The sequence below is a fragment of the Kribbella sp. NPDC051718 genome, from assembly GCF_040681515.1.
In the GTDB taxonomy this organism is placed as follows: domain Bacteria; phylum Actinomycetota; class Actinomycetes; order Propionibacteriales; family Kribbellaceae; genus Kribbella.
On record NZ_JBFAYZ010000001.1, the window covers coordinates 906,477 to 923,407 of the forward strand.

Below are 16,931 nucleotides of genomic sequence, written 5' to 3' on the forward strand. Positions count from 1 at the left end.
TGGATCAGGCGGGGAGTGCGGGTTCGCCGTAGCGGGCGACGAGGTCGGTGAAGCGGGCGGCCTTGGCGGCGCCGAAGCGCAGTACGGAGGTCTGGTACGCGGCTGCCGTCACGAAGGTCGGCGGGCTGGTCTTGCTGTGGAACTTGTCGGCGTACATCACCAGCTCCTCCTCGACCGTGTCGGCGAGGTAGTCGCCGGGCGGGATCGGGAGGTTCTGCTCGGCGATGTCCTCGCGGGTCAGGCCGACGCCGGTGTGGTGGGAGCAGAAGCGGCTGAGGGTCTCGGGGAAGTCCAGCGAGCGCAGGAGTTCGTAGCCGAGTACGCCGTGGCGGATGTAGGCCGAGCCGTCGAGGCGGTAGACGCCGATGTCGTGCAGGAGTGCGCCGGCGCGGACCAGGTCGGCGTCGATGTCGAGGTGATTGGTTTTGAGTACCTGTTCGGCGAGGTCGCAGACGATCTGGCAGTGGCTGTGGACCAGCTCGAAGGCGGCGCGGTTGGGCGCGTACTCGGCGTGCAGGTCGCGGATCTCGGCGTCGGTGGGGAGATTCACGCGGTGAGGTAGTGCTGGAGCACGGGGGCGATCCGGTCGATCAGCTCAGGCGCCTCGGTGGAGGCAAGCGGCTCGAGGCCGATCAGGTAGCGGGTCAGCGCCAGGCCGGTCAGCTGGGTGGCGACGAGGGAGACCCGCAGCGGGGCATCCGGTACGCCGAGAGTCTGGGCGACAGGTTGCATGATCAACTCGGTGACGCCCTCCCGCATCATCCGGGCGACGTCGTCGCTGCTCACCACGCTCCGCAGGACCGCCTTCATCCGCTGCTGTCCCTCAGCCGACTCCCAGACGCCGAGAAACACGGTGATGATCCGCCGACCGAGCTCGTCCCGCGGCCCGTCGAGCACATGCGCCGCCACCTGCCGAGGGTCGATCGGCAACGCCATCGACTCGACGAACAACGCATCCTTGCTGTCGAAGTAGTGGTGCACCAACGCCGCATCCACACCAGCTTCTCTGGCGACCGCTCGCAGCGAAGTAGCCGTAAACCCCTTACCAGCAAAGGATTCCCGGGCAGCCCGCAAAATGTCGCCCCGAGTGTCCGGCCCACCGGGCCGGCGCCCGGCCGTGCGAGCGGACGGGGCGCGCCGCTTGCCGGCGGCTGCCTTGGTCGGCCGACCTCGCCCGGCGGCATCGCCGCTTCCACCGACGCCCGCGGCGCGCTTCGCCGCGCGCACCCGAGCGGCGCTCCGCGCTGCGGCTGTGCCGGAGGTGGACGCCTTCGGCACACCGGAGTCGACCGGTTCCGGCTGCGGCGTGCCGCTCACGAGTCGACCGGTCCCGGCCGTGGCGTGCTGCTCACGAGTCGAGCTCCGACACCTCGCCGGCGCTGGTGACTGCGAAGGCGGAGCGGCGGGAGGACGTGGAGTCGGTGGTGCGGACGAAGTGGTTGCGGGTGAAGTCGAGCGACTCGATCAGGTCGACCTCGCGCTCGGACCGGCTGGTGGAACGACGGGTGTTGATCTCGATGATGATGTGACCGCCGAAGTCCTGGTTGGCCAGCACCTGCAGCAGATCGGCCGCCCGTTGAGTGCCACGGCCCGGTACCAGGTGTTCGTCCTTCGCCGAGCCAGTGCCGTCGGTCAGGTGGACGTGCCTCAGCGTGCTGCCCATCGTCGCGGCCAGCTCGACGCAGTCCTGCTCGGCGGTCGAGGCGTGCGACAGGTCGAGCGTGGTGTGCGCGTAGGTCTGCTCGGTCGGATCCCAGCTCGGCGCATACGCCTGCAGCCCCTTGCCGGGAGCACGCCAGGGATACATGTTCTCGACCGCGAAGATGATCCCGGACTCCGCCTCCAGCCGCGCGATGCCCTCGACGAACCCGCGCGCGTAGTCGCGCTGCCACCGGAACGGCGGGTGCACGACGACCACGTCGGCGTTGAGCTCCTTCGCCGCCTCCGCGCTGCGCTCGAGCTTGCCCCACGGGTCGGTGCCCCAGACCCGCTGGGTGATCAGCAGGCACGGCGCGTGGATCGCCAGCACCGGCAGCTGGTGGTAGTCGACCAGCCGCTGGATCGCGTCGATCTGGGTGCTCAGCGGATCGATGCCGACCATCACCTCGACGCCGTCGTACCCGAGCCGGGCCGCCAGCTCGAAGCAGCTGGCGGTCGACTCCGGGTACACCGAAGCGTTGGAGAGGCCGATCTTGACGGTGTCGCGGGTCATCAGTACTTGCCTTCGTGGTAGTTCATCGGGGCTGCAACTGGTCGAGGCGGGACAGGATCACGCCTTCGCGCAAAGCCCACGGACAGACCTCGAGCGAGGTCAGGTCGAAAAGGTCCATCACGGCGTCGGCGACGAGCGCGCCCGCGACCAGCTGGCTCGACCGACCCGCGGAGACGCCCGGCAGTTCCCCGCGCTCATGAGCGGTCATCGCGGTCAGCTTCGGCAGCCACTCGGTCAGGCCGTCGCGGCTGAGTGAGCGCGGTACGTACGGGCCGTCGTCGGACGGGGCCGCGCCGGTGATCCTCGCCAGGGAGCGGAAGGTCTTGCTGGTCGCGACGGCACGCTGGGGCTTGCCTGCCCGGAGTACGTCGCCCGCGACCGCCGCCATCTCGACCCGGATCCGGCGGCGCAGCGCGCGGACCTCGTCCTTGTCCGGCGGGTCCTGGGTCAGCGACTCCCGGGTCAGCCGGCCGGCTCCCAGTGGCACGGACACCGCGACCGTCGGCTCCTCGTCGGATCCGGCGGCGATCTCCAGCGACCCGCCACCGATGTCGAACACGGCCAGCCGGCCGGACGACCAGCCGAACCACCGGCGTACGGCGAGGAACGTCAGCCGCGCCTCGTCCTGGCCGGTCAGCACCTGCAGGTCGACCTCGGTCTGCTCACGGACCCGGTCGAGCACCTTCTCGCCGTTCGGCGCCTCGCGCAGCGCGGAGGTGGCGAACGCCATCACCGACTCACAGCCCTTGTCGGCGGCCAGCTCGGCCGCCTCGGAGATGAACGAGACCAGCTCGTCCGCCCCGGACTGGGCGATCCGGCCGTCCTTCTCCAGGTGCTCGGCCAGCCTCAGCTCGGTCTTGTGCGAGTACGCCGGGAGCGGCGCGGCACCACGATGCGCGTCCACCACGAGCAGGTGGACGGTGTTGGATCCGACGTCGAGTACACCGAGGCGCATACCCTCCACGCTACTTGACTCCCGGTGTTCATCCGGTGGGCCTGGTGCCGTCTTCCCCGAGATTTGATTCAGCCGCCGCTGCGGCAGTACTGGTTTCGATGACCGGGTATCGCGGCGGGCGGCGTACTCTTTCCGGGTGCCCGAGGTATCTCTTGACTTCCCCCGCGCCTATGTCGAGTTCGTCGACCCCGACGACGCCGACCAGGTGTTCCGGTGTGACCTGACCTGGCTGACCTCCAACTGGACCTGCATCTTCGGCGGTGGCTGCAAGGGCATCTACAAGGGCCGGCCCAACGACGGCTGCTGCACGCTCGGCGCGCACTTCTCCGACGAGGACGACGAGTTGCGGGTCAAGGGCTACGTCAAGCAGCTCGGCAACGAGGACTGGCAGTTCCGCAAAGAGGGCAAGAAGAACGGCTGGGTCGAGACCGACGACGAGGGCGACCGCAAGACCCGGGTCTGGGAGGGTGCCTGCATCTTCCTGAACCGGCCGGACTTCCCGGCCGGCGGCGGCTGCGCGCTGCACGGGCTCGCGCTCAAGCAGGGCGTGCACTTCGTCGAGACCAAGCCGGACGTCTGCTGGCAGCTGCCGATCCGGCGGACCTTCCGCGAGGTCGAGCGGCCGGACGGGACGTCGTACACGGAGGTCGGGATCGGTGAGTACGACCGGCGCGGCTGGGGGCCGGGCGGGCACGACCTGGACTGGTACTGCACCGGCAACACCGAGGCGCACATCGCGGTCGAGGCGGTCTTCGAGTCGAGCAAGGTCGAGCTGCAGACGCTGATGGGTCTGAAGGCGTACGACGTACTCGCGGAGTACTGCCGGCAGCACCTGGAAGCCACTCGTCCGCTGCTTCCGCACCCCGCTTCGTTGCCCCTGATCACCAAGTAAGGGTTACCTTTCTTCGACACCCCGGATCTGCGCTGCCGGTGGTTGACGGACAGAATGATCGGCATGCGCCTGGATCATCTGTCTTACGCGGCCGGACCCGACGGGTACAAGGCAACGGTCGAACGGCTCTCCGCCGTGCTCGGCGCGGAGTTCGTCGACGGTGGCGTGCACCCGCGCTTCGGCACGGTCAACCACATCCTGCCGCTGGAGAACGACCGCTACATCGAGGTCGTCGACGTGCTCGACCACCCGTCCTCGGACAAGGCCCCGTTCGGGCAGGCCGTCCGGGCCCGCAAGGAGCTCGGCGGCGGCTGGCTCGGCTGGGTGGTCGCCGTCCGCGACATGGCCCGGATGGAGCAGCGCCTCGGGCGTGACGCGGTCCCCGGCAACCGGCACCGGCCGGACGGGGCGAACATCACCTGGCGCCAGATCGGCGTCAAGGGCCTGATCGCCGACCCGCAGCTGCCGTTCTTCATCCACTGGGACGACCTGACCCAGCACCCGTCCGTCGGCGGCAAGGGGGTCAAGCTGACCGGCCTCGAGATCGCCGGCGACCCGACCCGGGTCACCGACTGGATCGGTCACCCGGCCGACCACCTGCTCGACGACCTCGACGTCGCCTGGGTCGGCCCGAACGGCCAGCCCGGCCTGGTCGCCGCCGTCTTCCAGACGCCGGACGGCATCGTCCGGCTGTGACCTCGACGCAGGTGTTCGCGATCTCCGGCATCCTGACCGGAGATCGCGCTCGCACCCGCGACCTGATCTCGTACGCCGTATCGCTCGCCGGCATCACCGACCGCCCGGCCCGGTTCTGCTTCATCCCGACCGCCGAGGGCGACAACCCCTACGTGCTCGACTGGTTCAAGGGTGCCTTCGGCAACGACCCTTCCGTCGAGGCCAGCACCCTGACCCTCTTCACCCGCCCGAACGTCCCGGACGTCCGCAAACACCTCCTGTCCCAGGACGTGCTCTGGGTCGGCGGCGGCAGCGTCGTCAACCTGATGGCCGTCTGGCGAGCGCACAACCTCCCCGAGATCCTCCACGAGTGCTGGCAGAACGGCGTCGTGATGGCCGGCCAGAGCGCCGGCAGCCTCTGCTGGCACATCGGCGGCCCGACCGACTCGTTCAGCGGGTCACTCGATGCCTTCAGCAACGGCCTTGGCTGGCTGCCTTGGAGCAACGGGGTGCATGACGACCTCGCCGACCAGCCGCGGCGTACGACGTACCGGCGGTTGGTTGCCTCGGGCGAGCTTCCGGCCGGCTACGCGACCGAGGACGGCGTGGGCCTGCACTACGTCGACGGTGCTTTCCACGAGGCCGTCTCGGTGAAGCCCGATGCGCGCGCCTGGCATGTCGAAGGCGACCGGGAGACCGAGATCGTGCCGCGGTACCTAGAGCAGCTCTAGCTCGCTCAGGGACGTCTCCAGGTGGGTCAGCAGTCGTTGGAGATGCGGGACGGTACGGCGGCAGCCGATCAGGCCGAAGTGGAGTTGGTGGTCGTAGCTGGTGACGCTGATGTTGAGGGCCTGGCCGTTGAGGACGATGGAGGCGGGGTAGGTGCCCAGCAGGCGTGAACGGTTCCAGTAGAGCGGGCTCTCGGCGGGACCTGGGATGTTGGAGATGACCAGGTTGTACGGCGGTGGGGTGCGGCCGGCCAGTCCCGGGATGACGGCGGCGGGGCCGGCCGAGCCCAGGCCGAGGGCGCCGAGCATGAGGTTCTGCGTGGGGCTGAGCTGGGAGAGGACGCTCTTGCCGTAGGTGGTCGAGTCCATGATCCGGCGGATGCGTTGCTCGGGGTCGAACTCGTCGGTCGCCAGGTCGGCGATGAGGGTGGCGAGCGAGTTGCCACCGCCGGTACCGGAGCCGTCAGCGGCTCGGAGTGATACCGGGACCATAGCCGTCAAACCCTTGTCCGGAAGGGCTTTGAGGTCGAGCAGGTAGTTGCGCAAGGCACCCGAACACATCGCGAGCATCACGTCGTTGAGCGTCGCGCCGGTCATCGCGCGGACCTTCTCCAACCGCTCCATCGGCCACGACTGGGCCGCAAACCGGCGTGCGGCGCTGATCGGCTGGTTGAAGACCGTCTGCGGCGCCTTGAACGCCACCGACGAATGCTCATGCTGCAACGCGCGCAACGCACTCCGCAGACCCACCGGCGACAACCCGGCGATGTCCGCCAGCAGCCGGCCGACTCCCCCAACAGCCTTCCCCGCGCCCCCGACCGCCTCGCCCGGGAACCTCCCAACAGCCGCAAACAGCTCCCCCGCCGTCGGCAACCCACCCGCCAGACCAGCACCAGCACCAGCACCAGCGTCGGCAAGCCCCGCGCGCGCCGCTCGCTCCCCCGCCGCCGGCCCGCTGCCAGGCCGTGGCCAACCCGAGTCGGCGCCGCCTGGCGCGTTGGGGAGGGCGTAGGTGGCGGGCATACCGGTTCGGGTCGGGTCAGGGGTGAGGGTGTTCTGCATCCACTTCAAGGCGGTCACGCCGTCGATCAGCGAGTGATGGATCTTGCTGTAGACGGCGAACCGGCGGCCCTGGACCCCCTCGATCAGGTGGATCTCCCAGAGCGGCCGGTGGCGATCCAGCAGGGTGCCATGGAGGCGGCTGGTCAGCTCGAAGAGCTCCCGATAGCGGCCGGGCCGGGCCAACCCGGAGAGCCTCACGTGGTACTCGAGGTCAACGTCTCGATCCTGGTCCCAGGACCAGTAGCCGAGATCCAGAGCGCGGTGCCGGACCCGGCGGGTGAAGAGCGGATTGACCGTCTGGTCCTGGGTGATGTCCTCGTAGAGCCGCGACACGTAGTCCCGGGTGCCGTCGGGGAAGACCTGATCCCGGGCGCCCTCGGGTAACTCGAAGAGCATCAGCCCACCGACGTGCATGGCCTGTTCGCGCGTCTCACCGAGCAAGAACATCGCGTCCAGCGGCCCCACTGCGGTCATCCGTCCTCCGCCCCGACCAAAAAGTCGCCTCAGGCTGTTGTACGTGCTAACCAGCCTGAGGCGACTTTAGTTACCCCCGCAGTATCTGCAAGGTCAGGGACCAGGTTCAGTCGAGCGGGCGATAGTTCAGTCCGAGCGCCTCGACCCGGGCCAGGTGCGGCCGCAGCCGGCCCAGGAACTCGTCGTACGACGTCTTGGGCGACCCCCACGCGCGCTCGGCGAAGGCCGACAGCCGCGGCAGCAGCATGTAGCCGACCCGCTCCGGGCCTTCCATGTATTCCGTCCAGACCTGGCACTGGGTGCCGACGATCCGGGCCTCCTCCTCGGCGGTCAGGCCGGGCGGGATCACCTCGAAGTCGTACACCTTCTCCAGCGGCGTGAAGTTCCCGATCGCCAGCGGCTCGGTCTCCGGGTCGCCCTGGTAGTAGTCGAAGTACACCGACTGGTTCGGCGCCATCACCACGTCGTGGCCGGCCTTCGCCGCCACCTCACCACGGTCCGGCCCACGCCAGGCCATGATCACCGCGCTCTTCGGGCAGTCCGTCTCGACCATCTCGTCCCAGCCGACCAGGCGCCGGCCGTCCTCGGTCAGTACCGAGGAGACCTGCTCGGTGAACCAGCCCTGTAGCTGCCCGGCGTCGCTCAGTCCGAGCTCGGCCTGCCGCGCCTGGGCTGCCTCGGACACCCGCCACTGGCCGTCGGGGCACTCGTCGCCGCCCAGGTGGATGTACGGGCCAGGGAAGATGTCGAGCACCTCCCGCAGTACCGTCTTCACGAACTCGACGGTCTTGTCGTTGACGTTCAGCACGTCCTCGCTGATGCCCCAGACCTGCCGGACGCCGAGCTGCTGGTCCGGGTTGTTGCCCAGCTCCGGGTACGCCGCGATGGCCGCCTGCATGTGGCCGGGCAGGTCGATCTCCGGGACGACCGTGATGCCCCGGTCGGCCGCATACGCGACGATCTCGCGCAGGTCGTCCTTGGTGTAGAAGCCGCCGTGCCGCGTCCCGTCGTAGGTGAACTCCGTCTGGCCGTGCGACATCTTGCCGACCATGCTCTCCGGCCGCCACGCGCCGACCTCGGTGAGCCGGGGGTACGCGTCGATCTGGACCCGCCAGCCCTGGTCGTCGGTCAGGTGCAGGTGCAGCACGTTCATCCGGTGCAGCGCGATCACGTCGAGCACCTGCAGGACGAACTCCTTCGGCATGAAGTGCCGGGAGACGTCGAGCATCATCCCGCGCCAGTCGAACCGCGGCGCGTCGGCGATGTGCACCGCCGGTACGGCGAGCCCGCCCTCGACCTCGGTCGCCGCGTCGAGCAGCTGCTCGTAGGTCTGCTCCGCGTAGCGCAGGGACTCCTCGGAGCCCGCCGACAGCCGGGCGCCGTCGGGCGTCACGTCGATCCGGTACTCCGTGTCGCCGAGGTTCTCCACGACGGTACGGACGGCGTCGCCGGCCGGGTCGGCGGTGACCCACTGGCCGTCGGCGGTGACGAGCTCTCGGGGGGCGGGGACGATCGCGATCTGTTCGGACATCCGGACTCCAGGTGAGGGCGACGGAACTGACAAACGAAGGCTGGCGACATAAAGCCGCAACCGCGACCCTACCCGCACCTTTCGGGTGAGAAGGTGGGCGAGTGTCCGCCGACCAAGACTCCACCGACCCTGCCCAGCCGGTACAGGACGTAGTACCGGCTACTGCGGCTTCCCTGCAGCGGGGGACGTTGCGGGTGCTGGTGGCCAGCAACGTGCTGGGCGGGGTGGCTGTTGCCAGTGGGTTCGCGGTGTCCGGGCTGCTGGCCGAGAACATCTCGGGGTCGACCTCGATGGCCGGGTTCGTGTCCACCACGACGACGCTCGGGGCCGCGGCGCTCGCCGTACCGCTGGCGAAGCTGGCCCGGTCGCAGGGGCGGCGCGGTTCGCTGACTGCCGGCTACCTGATCGCCACCGCGGGCGCACTGCTCAGCATCGTCGCGGCGCAGATCGGCTCGCTGGCGCTGCTGCTCTTCGCCGGTTGCCTGTTCGGCGGCGGCTCGGCAGCGAACCTCCAGTCCCGGTACGCCGCGACCGACGCCGCCGACCCCAAGCACATCGCCAGCTCCCTCTCGGTCGTCGTCTGGGCAACCACCATCGGCGTCATCGTCGGCCCCAACCTGACCGGCGTCGGCGGCTCGGTCGGTACGTCGCTCGGCGTGCTCGCCCTGGCCGGACCGTACGTGTTCTCCGTCGTCGCCTTCGGTCTCGCCCTGGCCACCGTCTGGTTCGGCCTGCGACGCCTCCAGCAGGTCACCGTCCGGACCACCTTGGAGCGCCAGCCACTCGCCACCACCTTCCGGCGGGTGATGGCCATTCCGCACGCCCGGCTCGGTCTGCTCGCGATCGCCTCCGCGCACGCGGTGATGGTCGGCGTGATGTCGATGACGTCGGTCCACCTGCGCCACCACGGCGCCTCGCTCACCATCGTCGGCTTCGTGATCAGCGGCCACGTCGCCGGCATGTACGCCCTCTCCCCCGTGATGGGCTATCTCGCCGACCGGATCGGCCGGATCCCGACCATCGCCACCGGTCTCGTCATCCTGGCCGGCGCGATGACGGTCGCCGCCCTGGCGCCGGATGACGCCCACGGGCTGACCGCGATCGCCCTCTTCCTGCTCGGCCTCGGCTGGTCCGCCTGCCTGGTCGCCGGCTCGACGCTGCTGTCCCGCTCGGTCCCGGACGACATCCGCACCTCCGCGCAAGGCCTGTCCGACCTGACGATGGGCGTCTTCGCCTCGCTCGCCGGCACCGGCGCAGGCCCGATCCTGGCCCAACTCGGCTTCCACTGGCTCGCCGTACTGTGCGGCCTGCTGCTCGTGCCGGTCGCCCTCCTCACGCTCACGACGAGAACTGTCCGAACGGCGAGTTAGCGTGACCCGCATGACTGAGGTGACCCTGCGGCCGATCACGCCGGACGACCTGCCCGCATTGTTCGAGAACCAGTACGACCCGGCCAGCGCGGCGATGGCCGGCGTACCGAGCAAAGAGGAAGCGGACTTCTACGCCCACCGCGAGCGGGTCCAGGCGAACCCCGACAACGTGACCCTGGCCGTCGTCGTCGACGGCGAGCTGGCCGGCGACATCGTCAGCTGGGCCGACGAGGGCGGCCGGCACGTCGGCTACCGGATCGCCCAACGGTTCTGGGGCCGTGGGATCGCGACCGCCGCCTTGCAGCTGCTTCTCAAGGAGGTCACCGAGCGCCCGCTGAACGCCGACCTCCAGCAGAGCAACGTCGGCTCCCGGCGGGTGCTGGAGAAGAACGGCTTCCGGCTGCTCGGCCCGGACGAGGAACCCGCCGAGACCGAGCCGGACTCGTACTACTTCCGCCTCGATTAATTGCCCTCAGCAACGTAATTGACGGTTCGCAGCCCGGGCCGGAAACCGATGCTCTGGTAGAGCTTGGCGGGAATCGGATATCCGTCGTCACCGCGCGGACAGACCCGCGCCTCGACGCCGCCCAGCTCTTTCAGCGCATGCAGTGCGCCCAGGTTGACCGCCTGCCCCAACCCGAGCCGCCGGTACTCCGGTGCGCAGCCGACCGGCTCGACCAGACCCGCCCGGTGCTGCTCGTCGAGCCAGATCAACGCGCTCGCCACGAACACACCCTCGGAGTTCTCGACGACCCAGTCGAGCTCAGGACGGTACGGCCAGGTGCTCATCACCGCTGCCATCGCCTCGGCCGTCATCTTCGACGGAGCCACGTCCGACCAGGCGGCGCGGTGGACGGCGGCCCGCTTCTCGATCTCGTCGGCCCGGACGTGGCGCAAGGTGAAGCCGTCGGGCACAACCGGCGTACCAAGGTCGTCGAGCGTGATGTTGTGATGGGTGTAGTAGGGGCGGCCGTGCTCGACGGTGAAGCCGGCCTTCTCGATGGCGTCGATCAGGTGCGCCTCACTCTCCAGCACGCTGGAGACGAGTTGCCCGGGTCCGACTACCTCGCGGAACCAGTCGAGTACCTCGCCGGCCACCTCGGGCCGTGCCGGATCGACGACGAGCAACAGCCCGTTGCCCTCGATCCATCCCCAGGCGACGTCCTGGTCCCCGTCACTCCACAACGCGATCCGCCAGCCGGCCTGCCGCTCCGGCGGCACCGAAGCCAGCTCCCACCCGATGTCGCCGATGTGGAAGCGCGAGCCGGCCCCGTAGATCCGCTGGACCAGGTCCTGCATCGCGCGGACGTCGGCTGATCCTGCGTGGTCGCGACGCTGCACGAGATCCTCCGGGGACGGTTGTCTAGGGTTGCGGCGTGGCGAACATAGCGGACGGTGGGATCCCGAGTCCCAACATCTGGCACCATCCCGCCGTGTACGAAGTGGAGAACCGGGCCGTCGATCCGGACGGCGTGATCGAGCCGGCGATGCGGGCGATCCGCGACTGGGCCGGGGCGACCGTGCTGGACCTCGGCTGTGGGACCGGCTTCCACCTGCCGATGTTCGCGGCCACGGCCGGCCGGGTGATCGGGGTCGAGCCGCACGGTGAACTCGCGGCGATCGCGCGCCGGCGTACCAAGGACCTGCCGACGGTCGAGATCCGGCAGGGCACGGCGCAGAAGGTGCCGGTCGAGGACGCGTCGATCGACGTGATGCACGCGCGCTGGGCGTACTTCTTCGGGCCGGGCAGCGAGCCGGGGCTGGCCGAGCTGGACCGGGTGATGCGCCGGGGCGGGACCGCGTTCGTGATCGACAACGACGGCTCGCGGTCGACGTTCGGGCGTTGGTTCAGCCAGAGCTACCCGATGATCAAGCCTGACGAGGTGGAGCGCTTCTGGCTCACCCGTGGCTGGCAACGGACGCCACTGGAGATGGGTTGGCGGTTCGAACGTCGCGAGGACCTGGAGGCCGTGATCCGGATCGAGTTCAAGCCAGCCGACGCCGAGCGCTACATCGCCTCCCACACCGGTGTCGAGGTCGACTACGCCATCAACCTGTGGAGTAAGACCTACTAGCTCCGGCACGCGTAGAGCTGCGGGAGACCCGGCCCTCCACTACGGTGAGCAACCCGACGTAGGAGGCGCCAGGCGGGATGGACGGACTGCTGCTCGATGGGTTGCCCGGTCTGCCGCAGCGGCTTCAGCTGGTCCGAGGTGAGCAGCGAGCCCTGGTGGTTCCGGATGCGACTACTGCGCGCCTGCTGGCCGATCTGATCACCGGGCCGGACAAGCCCCCACCGGACGCGACCATCGATTGCAGCGGCGACATCCGGCTCGTGCCGGCCGAAGGTGGCCTGCTACCTCACCTGGACGTGCTCGGCAACATCGTCCACGGCCATACGGTCACCCACCGAGTCACCCGCCGGGCAGCCGAGGAAGAGAGCCGCGAGACCGCAGCTCGTTGCGGTCTCGGAGACGTACTGGACCGCTATCCCCACGAGATCACCCCCGGCCGTCGCCGCCTGGCCGGAGTAGCCCGTGCGCTTCGTGCGCACCCCACTGCGATCGTCCTGGAGGATGCGGCCGGCCTACCCACCTGGGGATCACTGCTGTGGTTCGAGAACCCGGAACTGTGGTTCCCAGCCCTCCTGCTCATCACCACCGACCCAACCCGTACTACGGGGTTCCAGCATGCTGATTAGCCGCCGCGCCTTCCTGGGCGCCTCCGCTGTACTCCTTGCCACCGGCTGCTCCGGTACTGCGGATGTCCTCGGCCTCCGTCGCCCCGTACGGATCGCAGTGAGCTGGAGCGGTCAGGAGTTGCGTGCCTTCCACTCGGTGCTCGACGGGCTCGGGCGGCTCGACTACCCGGTTGAGGTGGTCCCGCTCGGCGACGACATCTCCACCGCCTTCGGACCACGTTCTGCGCGCCGGCCCGACCTGGTGATGCTCCCGCAGCCAGGGCTCGTCCCATCTCATCAGAAGGACCTGGAATCGATGCCGGACGATCTGGCCGATCGGGGCCGGGCCAGGCTGTGGGATGAGCTACTGGTCGTCGACGGCACGACGTACGGACTGCCCTTCAAGACGGCTCACAAGTCCGCGGTCTGGTACCGGCCATCCGTTCTGGAGAAAGCAGGACTCAAGCCGCCCACCCAGTGGAGCGAGTGGCTCGCGGTGAACAGGGCCCTGTCGGGTGAAGGCATCAGGCCGTTGGCACTGGCTGCTGGGGACGGCTGGGTGCTCACCGACTTCCTGGAGAACGTACTGCTGGGATCCTCGCCATCCACCTACCGAGCATTGGCCGCGGCCGCTCATCCGCGGCCATCCGAGCAGCCTGGCTTTGCTGCGGCTCTCCGACTCCTGGGAACGATGTGGTCGGCACCTGGAGCGCTGGCGGGCGGCGTGGAGCGGTCACTGGTGCAGCAGTTCCCCGATGCGATCGTGGAGGTCTTCGGGCATCGCCGGGCGGCGATGGTGCTCGCATCCGACTTCGCCGAACCAGTGGTGCGCTCGTTCGCCGCAGACCCCGATGACATCGGCATCTTCACCTTCCCGGCCATCACTCCCGGCGCTGCGCCGCCGGTGGTGGTCGGTGGCGACGTCATGGTCCTGCCCAAGCCGACCAGCGACGACGCCCGCGACCTCGTACGCCGGTTGGCCGCGCCCGCCGCTGTCGCCCCGTGGATCGCGGAGGGCGGCTTCCTGGCGGACGGCGTGACCAGTGGGTACTCCCCTGAACTCACCCGGCTCGCCCTGCAACTAGTCGCGCCCGGTGCGTCGCTGCAGTTCGACCTGTCCGACCGGCTCGGGCGACTGGGCGACATCAACGGGCTGTGGCGAGTACTGACCGACTTCCTCGTCCGGATCGGCGGGCGCGGTAGCGACGTCGTACCGGAGGCCGTTGAAGCCGCTCTCGCCGAACTGCGGAAGGTGGAGAGCTGATGGGGCTGCAGAGCAACGGCCTGACGCTCGAGATCGTCGGGCGCGAGATCAGCGGCCGTCCCGTGCCAGGCAAGCCGCGACGCCCGCTGGGCCCTTATTTACTTGGGCTTCCAGCACTGCTGCTGACTTCCCTGCTGCTCATCCCCATCGCGGTGACCGTAGTGGCCGCCTTCAAGCGTCCGGACGGCACCTTCGGGCTCGGCAACTTCGCGGTGATGGGCGACCCGGCTGCATTGCATGCTGTAGGCAACAGTCTGGCGTGGATCGCAGTGGCGCTCGGGCTGGTCGTGGTCGGCTTCCTGCTGGCGCTGGTCAGCTATCGGTTGCCGGGACTGTCGACGTTTCTCCAACCGGCGTTGGTGATTCCGTTCGCGGTCTCGGTGCTGGTGTCGGGTGCGACCTTCCGGCTGATCTACGACCCGACACCCGAGCGTGGCACGGTGACGGCCGTCTGGACCGAGCTGTTAGGCTCCAGCCCGGTATGGCTCGGGCCGGGGTTGTTCTGGCTGGTACTGGTCTCGGCGTTCGGCTGGACCTGGCTCGGGTACGTCGTATCGCTGTTCCGGGCAGGCCTGGATGCGATCCCGGACGACGTCAGCCGGACCTTGGTGGCCGAGGGTGTCACCGGGTGGCGACGACTTCTGGCCCTGGAGTTGCCCTTGCTACGGCCGATCACTGGTGTGGTGACGCTGACCCTGGTGATCGCTGCGGTTCGGGTGTTCGACCTGGTGCTCATCGTTGTCCCGGGGCCGATGCAGCGCGATGCCGACGTACTGGGGCTGAACTGGTGGCGCGCTACCAGCACCGGTGAGCCGGCCGGTCGTACTGCGGTTCTTGGCGTGGTGCTGTTCGCGATCGTGGCTGCTGTCGCGGTGATCGGTGTCCGTGGGTTGCGGCGACGGCGGTGGGCCATGCCGGTCAGTGTGGTCCAGCCGTCGCTGGCGCGCTCCAGGCCTAGCCTGCGGGTGCGGCGGATCGGGTGGACGGTCGGGTTCGCGGTGAGCTTGGTTTGGATCCTGCCTGCGGTCGTACTGGTGGCCACCGCGCTGCATTCGCCTCGGGAGGCAGGACTTCGTGGGTGGTGGTCGCTCGACGGGATCGGGTTGGAGTCCTTCACGGCCGCCGTCAACGCGGGCTTGCTGCGGGCGCTGCTGTCGACACTGTTGATCTCTGCGGTGGCAACCCTTGTTTTGCTGGTGATTGCGGTGCCTACTGCGTACTTGGTGGCCTGGGGTGGGTTGCCGCCTTGGTTGGGGCGGTTGGTCTCGTCATCCTTCGTGGTGCTCGCTGTGACGCCGGTGCAGATGTATGCGGCTCCCCTGCGGGATGCGATCGGTGCAGCCGGGTTGGCCGGGTCGCGGGTTGCGTTGGCCTTGGTACATGCGGCGGCGGGGTTGCCGTTCGCAGTACTGCTGCTGCGGTCGGCGTTTGCTTCGGCGCCGCCGGTGCTGGTGGCTGAGGCGTTGCAGGGGCCGGCTCGGCAGAGCGCAGTACTGGCTACTGTGCAGCGGACGTACCGGCCTGCGCTGGTTGCTGTGGCTGTGCTGGAGTTCGCCCTGGTGTGGAACGACTTCATCGTGGGGTTTCTGATCAGCGGGCCTGGTACTACGCCGCTGTCGCTGGTGTTGTGGGGAGAGGCTCGGCAGTTCTCGGCGTCGAGCGGGACAGTGGCCGCTGCGGCCTTCGTAGCGTCGGTGGTGCCGGTTGCGTTGCTGCTGACGTTCTGGCGGACGGTTGTGCGCGGGCTGACGGTGGGGAGTAAGCCGTGACGTCACCGGACCCTTCAGACAAGCCAGGCAGGGAGCCGCGGCGGCGGGGCGACATTCTCGGGATCAGCGCGCTCGCGGCCGGGCTGTTGTCGGGGCTGGCCGGCGACAAGCTCTCCCAGAGCATCGACAGCAGCGGCTGGATCAAGGTCGCGGGGATCAGCCTGACGATCGTCCTGGGCCTGATCTGGGCGATCTACAACGCTCCGGTCGGGTTGCGGCGCTATCGGCGCTGGCGCTCCCGGACACCGCCGGAACCCGCTGAGCTGCATGTTGCAGCGGAGGAGGCCGAGCAGTGGCTGGTGTCGCTTGGCTCGGACGCGGGTGGGTTGGCTGCGTCGGAGTGGTTCCAGCAGGAGGAGCCGCGGCTGCGCGAGTTGCTGGAAGCGGAGAAGGCTCGTACCGACAACGTGGATGACGTTGCCCGGATCTGCGACGCGCTGGAGGCCTGGTACCTGCGGCAGCAGGACGCTCAGAGTCTGCTCGAGCTGAGCGAATCACTGGCCGCCGTGGCTGATGCGTCCGGTCGGCGGGAGCTGAGGGAACTCGCGGCGGTGCGGGCGGCAACGGCGTACCGGCTGAAGGGGGAGCTGGAGACGGCCAGTATCCGGCTCGGGGTCTCGTCCAATGTGGCGACACCCGGTCGGACCGCGGCGGCGCTGAGCACCCGTCGGCATGTGGAGCGGGCGTTGCTGTTCCTTGCGTGGGCGGAACAGGCGCCATCCGGCAATGATCGGGACGAGGCCGTACTGAATGCCCGGGACCGGTTGGACGACGCACGGCTGCGGAGGCCGGGACCGGACCTCGCTGGAGAGATCGCCATCCAGATCAACCTGGCGATCGTTCACCTCTATCAGCAGGACCCGGAGAGCGCGCTGGACCAACTACGCGCCGCTGCCGCCCGGGCTACCGCCGCCGGCGACGCGAGCGCACGGGCCCACGCCCTGGAACTGCACGGCGTCGCCGCCTGGATGCAACGAAGCCCCAAAGAAGCCAAACGCTGGTGGCGAGAGGCCGCCAACCTGTACACCGAGGTCGACGAGCCCGAAGGCAGGGCCCGCTGCCTCCAGCACCTGGGCTCAGCCGAGCTCGCCGCCAACCTCCCCGACAACGCCCGAGTCTTCCTGGAACAAAGCGCCGACCTCCGCGGCGGCACCACCGGCCACCCCCTCCTAACCCGCTATCTGAAAGCAGCCCGCGATTCCGCCGAACAGCCACCACCCCCAGACCCCCCACCCCACCGAACCCCCACCACCTGGCTCCGCCAACAACTAACCCGCCTATTCCACTAACCCCCACCCCGGCCGATCCGGCCCGACGGC

At 69.1% G+C, this 16,931-nt stretch carries 17 protein-coding genes; 10 read left to right on the forward strand and 7 right to left on the reverse strand.

The features are described from left to right. Nucleotides 1-4: 4 nt before the first annotated feature. Genes AB0M15_RS04450 through AB0M15_RS04465 form a run of 4 tightly spaced genes read right to left on the reverse strand, consistent with a single transcriptional unit; the run spans nucleotide 5 to nucleotide 3,167 of the window. Nucleotides 5-550, reverse strand: coding sequence for an HDIG domain-containing metalloprotein (locus AB0M15_RS04450; protein ID WP_363813798.1), 546 nt, complete (start codon nucleotides 548-550; stop codon nucleotides 5-7). Beyond that, nucleotides 547-1,317, reverse strand: a complete 771-nt coding sequence (locus AB0M15_RS04455; RefSeq protein ID WP_363813800.1) for a TetR family transcriptional regulator — start codon at nucleotides 1,315-1,317, stop codon at nucleotides 547-549. The genes AB0M15_RS04450 and AB0M15_RS04455 overlap by 4 nt, the downstream gene beginning before the upstream one ends. Nucleotides 1,318-1,348: 31 nt before the next feature. Further along, nucleotides 1,349-2,212, reverse strand: coding sequence for a sugar phosphate isomerase/epimerase family protein (locus tag AB0M15_RS04460; protein WP_363813802.1), 864 nt, complete (start codon nucleotides 2,210-2,212; stop codon nucleotides 1,349-1,351). Between the two features lie 22 nt (nucleotides 2,213-2,234). Continuing rightward, nucleotides 2,235-3,167 carry a Ppx/GppA phosphatase family protein gene (locus tag AB0M15_RS04465; protein ID WP_363813804.1) on the reverse strand — a complete coding sequence of 311 codons (933 nt, stop codon included), beginning with the start codon at nucleotides 3,165-3,167 and terminating at the stop codon, nucleotides 2,235-2,237. A gap of 136 nt (nucleotides 3,168-3,303) precedes the next feature. Here AB0M15_RS04465 and AB0M15_RS04470 point away from each other — a divergent pair, with 136 nt between their 5' ends. The 3 genes from AB0M15_RS04470 to AB0M15_RS04480 all read left to right on the forward strand — a co-directional run bounded on the left by AB0M15_RS04470 (nucleotide 3,304) and on the right by AB0M15_RS04480 (nucleotide 5,465). After that, nucleotides 3,304-4,059 (forward strand): hypothetical protein, encoded by a 756-nt coding sequence (locus AB0M15_RS04470; protein ID WP_363813806.1) that lies wholly within the window; start codon nucleotides 3,304-3,306, stop codon nucleotides 4,057-4,059. 63 nt (nucleotides 4,060-4,122) lie between these two features. Beyond that, nucleotides 4,123-4,755 carry a VOC family protein gene (locus AB0M15_RS04475; RefSeq protein ID WP_363813808.1) on the forward strand — a complete coding sequence of 211 codons (633 nt, stop codon included), beginning with the start codon at nucleotides 4,123-4,125 and terminating at the stop codon, nucleotides 4,753-4,755. Beyond that, nucleotides 4,752-5,465: a peptidase E gene (locus AB0M15_RS04480; protein WP_363813810.1), complete on the forward strand. Its 714-nt coding sequence runs from the start codon at nucleotides 4,752-4,754 to the stop codon at nucleotides 5,463-5,465. Before AB0M15_RS04475 ends, AB0M15_RS04480 begins: the two co-directional genes overlap by 4 nt. Here the strand turns inward: AB0M15_RS04480 and AB0M15_RS04485 are convergent. Continuing rightward, on the reverse strand, nucleotides 5,451-6,998 hold the full coding sequence (locus tag AB0M15_RS04485; protein ID WP_363813812.1) for a wax ester/triacylglycerol synthase family O-acyltransferase: 1,548 nt from the start codon (nucleotides 6,996-6,998) through the stop codon (nucleotides 5,451-5,453). The genes AB0M15_RS04480 and AB0M15_RS04485 overlap by 15 nt on opposite strands. 106 nt (nucleotides 6,999-7,104) lie before the next feature. Next, on the reverse strand, nucleotides 7,105-8,529 hold the full coding sequence (locus AB0M15_RS04490; protein WP_363813814.1) for a beta-N-acetylhexosaminidase: 1,425 nt from the start codon (nucleotides 8,527-8,529) through the stop codon (nucleotides 7,105-7,107). Between the two features lie 101 nt (nucleotides 8,530-8,630). Between AB0M15_RS04490 and AB0M15_RS04495 the strand changes: the two genes are divergently transcribed. After that, nucleotides 8,631-9,899 carry an MFS transporter gene (locus AB0M15_RS04495; RefSeq protein WP_363813816.1) on the forward strand — a complete coding sequence of 423 codons (1,269 nt, stop codon included), beginning with the start codon at nucleotides 8,631-8,633 and terminating at the stop codon, nucleotides 9,897-9,899. A 10-nt stretch (nucleotides 9,900-9,909) separates the two neighbouring features. After that, the gene (locus AB0M15_RS04500) at nucleotides 9,910-10,365 is read left to right on the forward strand and encodes a GNAT family N-acetyltransferase (RefSeq protein WP_363813818.1); all 456 of its coding nucleotides are present in this window, start codon (nucleotides 9,910-9,912) and stop codon (nucleotides 10,363-10,365) included. On the opposite strand, the gene AB0M15_RS04505 is transcribed toward AB0M15_RS04500, so the two are convergent. Beyond that, nucleotides 10,362-11,240: a GNAT family N-acetyltransferase gene (locus AB0M15_RS04505; RefSeq protein WP_363813820.1), complete on the reverse strand. Its 879-nt coding sequence runs from the start codon at nucleotides 11,238-11,240 to the stop codon at nucleotides 10,362-10,364. The two genes, AB0M15_RS04500 and AB0M15_RS04505, sit on opposite strands and share 4 nt — an antisense overlap. 35 nt (nucleotides 11,241-11,275) lie before the next feature. Between AB0M15_RS04505 and AB0M15_RS04510 the strand changes: the two genes are divergently transcribed. The 5 genes from AB0M15_RS04510 (at nucleotide 11,276) to AB0M15_RS04530 (ending at nucleotide 16,901) form a co-directional block, all read left to right on the forward strand. Continuing rightward, on the forward strand, nucleotides 11,276-11,974 hold the full coding sequence (locus AB0M15_RS04510; RefSeq protein ID WP_363813822.1) for a class I SAM-dependent methyltransferase: 699 nt from the start codon (nucleotides 11,276-11,278) through the stop codon (nucleotides 11,972-11,974). Between the two features lie 77 nt (nucleotides 11,975-12,051). Then, a complete protein-coding gene (locus tag AB0M15_RS04515; RefSeq protein WP_363813824.1) occupies nucleotides 12,052-12,600 on the forward strand; it encodes a hypothetical protein in 549 nt (182 codons plus the stop codon). Continuing rightward, nucleotides 12,590-13,843 carry an ABC transporter substrate-binding protein gene (locus AB0M15_RS04520; protein ID WP_363813826.1) on the forward strand — a complete coding sequence of 418 codons (1,254 nt, stop codon included), beginning with the start codon at nucleotides 12,590-12,592 and terminating at the stop codon, nucleotides 13,841-13,843. Before AB0M15_RS04515 ends, AB0M15_RS04520 begins: the two co-directional genes overlap by 11 nt. Beyond that, nucleotides 13,843-15,612: a sugar ABC transporter permease gene (locus AB0M15_RS04525; RefSeq protein WP_363813828.1), complete on the forward strand. Its 1,770-nt coding sequence runs from the start codon at nucleotides 13,843-13,845 to the stop codon at nucleotides 15,610-15,612. The genes AB0M15_RS04520 and AB0M15_RS04525 overlap by 1 nt, the downstream gene beginning before the upstream one ends. Beyond that, the gene (locus AB0M15_RS04530; RefSeq protein ID WP_363813830.1) at nucleotides 15,609-16,901 is read left to right on the forward strand and encodes a hypothetical protein; all 1,293 of its coding nucleotides are present in this window, start codon (nucleotides 15,609-15,611) and stop codon (nucleotides 16,899-16,901) included. Before AB0M15_RS04525 ends, AB0M15_RS04530 begins: the two co-directional genes overlap by 4 nt. Nucleotides 16,902-16,931 lie beyond the last annotated feature (30 nt).

Bases quoted from the DNA above. Each gene is read 5' to 3' on its own strand.
- AB0M15_RS04460 (WP_363813802.1), bottom strand. From the start codon at position 2,212: ATGACCCGCGACACCGTCAAGATCGGCCTCTCCAACGCTTCGGTGTAC.
- AB0M15_RS04465 (WP_363813804.1), bottom strand. From the start codon at position 3,167: ATGCGCCTCGGTGTACTCGACGTCGGATCCAACACCGTCCACCTGCTC.
- AB0M15_RS04475 (WP_363813808.1), top strand. From the start codon at position 4,123: ATGCGCCTGGATCATCTGTCTTACGCGGCCGGACCCGACGGGTACAAG.
- AB0M15_RS04485 (WP_363813812.1), bottom strand. From the start codon at position 6,998: ATGACCGCAGTGGGGCCGCTGGACGCGATGTTCTTGCTCGGTGAGACG.
- AB0M15_RS04490 (WP_363813814.1), bottom strand. From the start codon at position 8,529: ATGTCCGAACAGATCGCGATCGTCCCCGCCCCCCGAGAGCTCGTCACC.
- AB0M15_RS04500 (WP_363813818.1), top strand. From the start codon at position 9,910: ATGACTGAGGTGACCCTGCGGCCGATCACGCCGGACGACCTGCCCGCA.
- AB0M15_RS04515 (WP_363813824.1), top strand. From the start codon at position 12,052: ATGGACGGACTGCTGCTCGATGGGTTGCCCGGTCTGCCGCAGCGGCTT.
- AB0M15_RS04520 (WP_363813826.1), top strand. From the start codon at position 12,590: ATGCTGATTAGCCGCCGCGCCTTCCTGGGCGCCTCCGCTGTACTCCTT.
- AB0M15_RS04525 (WP_363813828.1), top strand. From the start codon at position 13,843: ATGGGGCTGCAGAGCAACGGCCTGACGCTCGAGATCGTCGGGCGCGAG.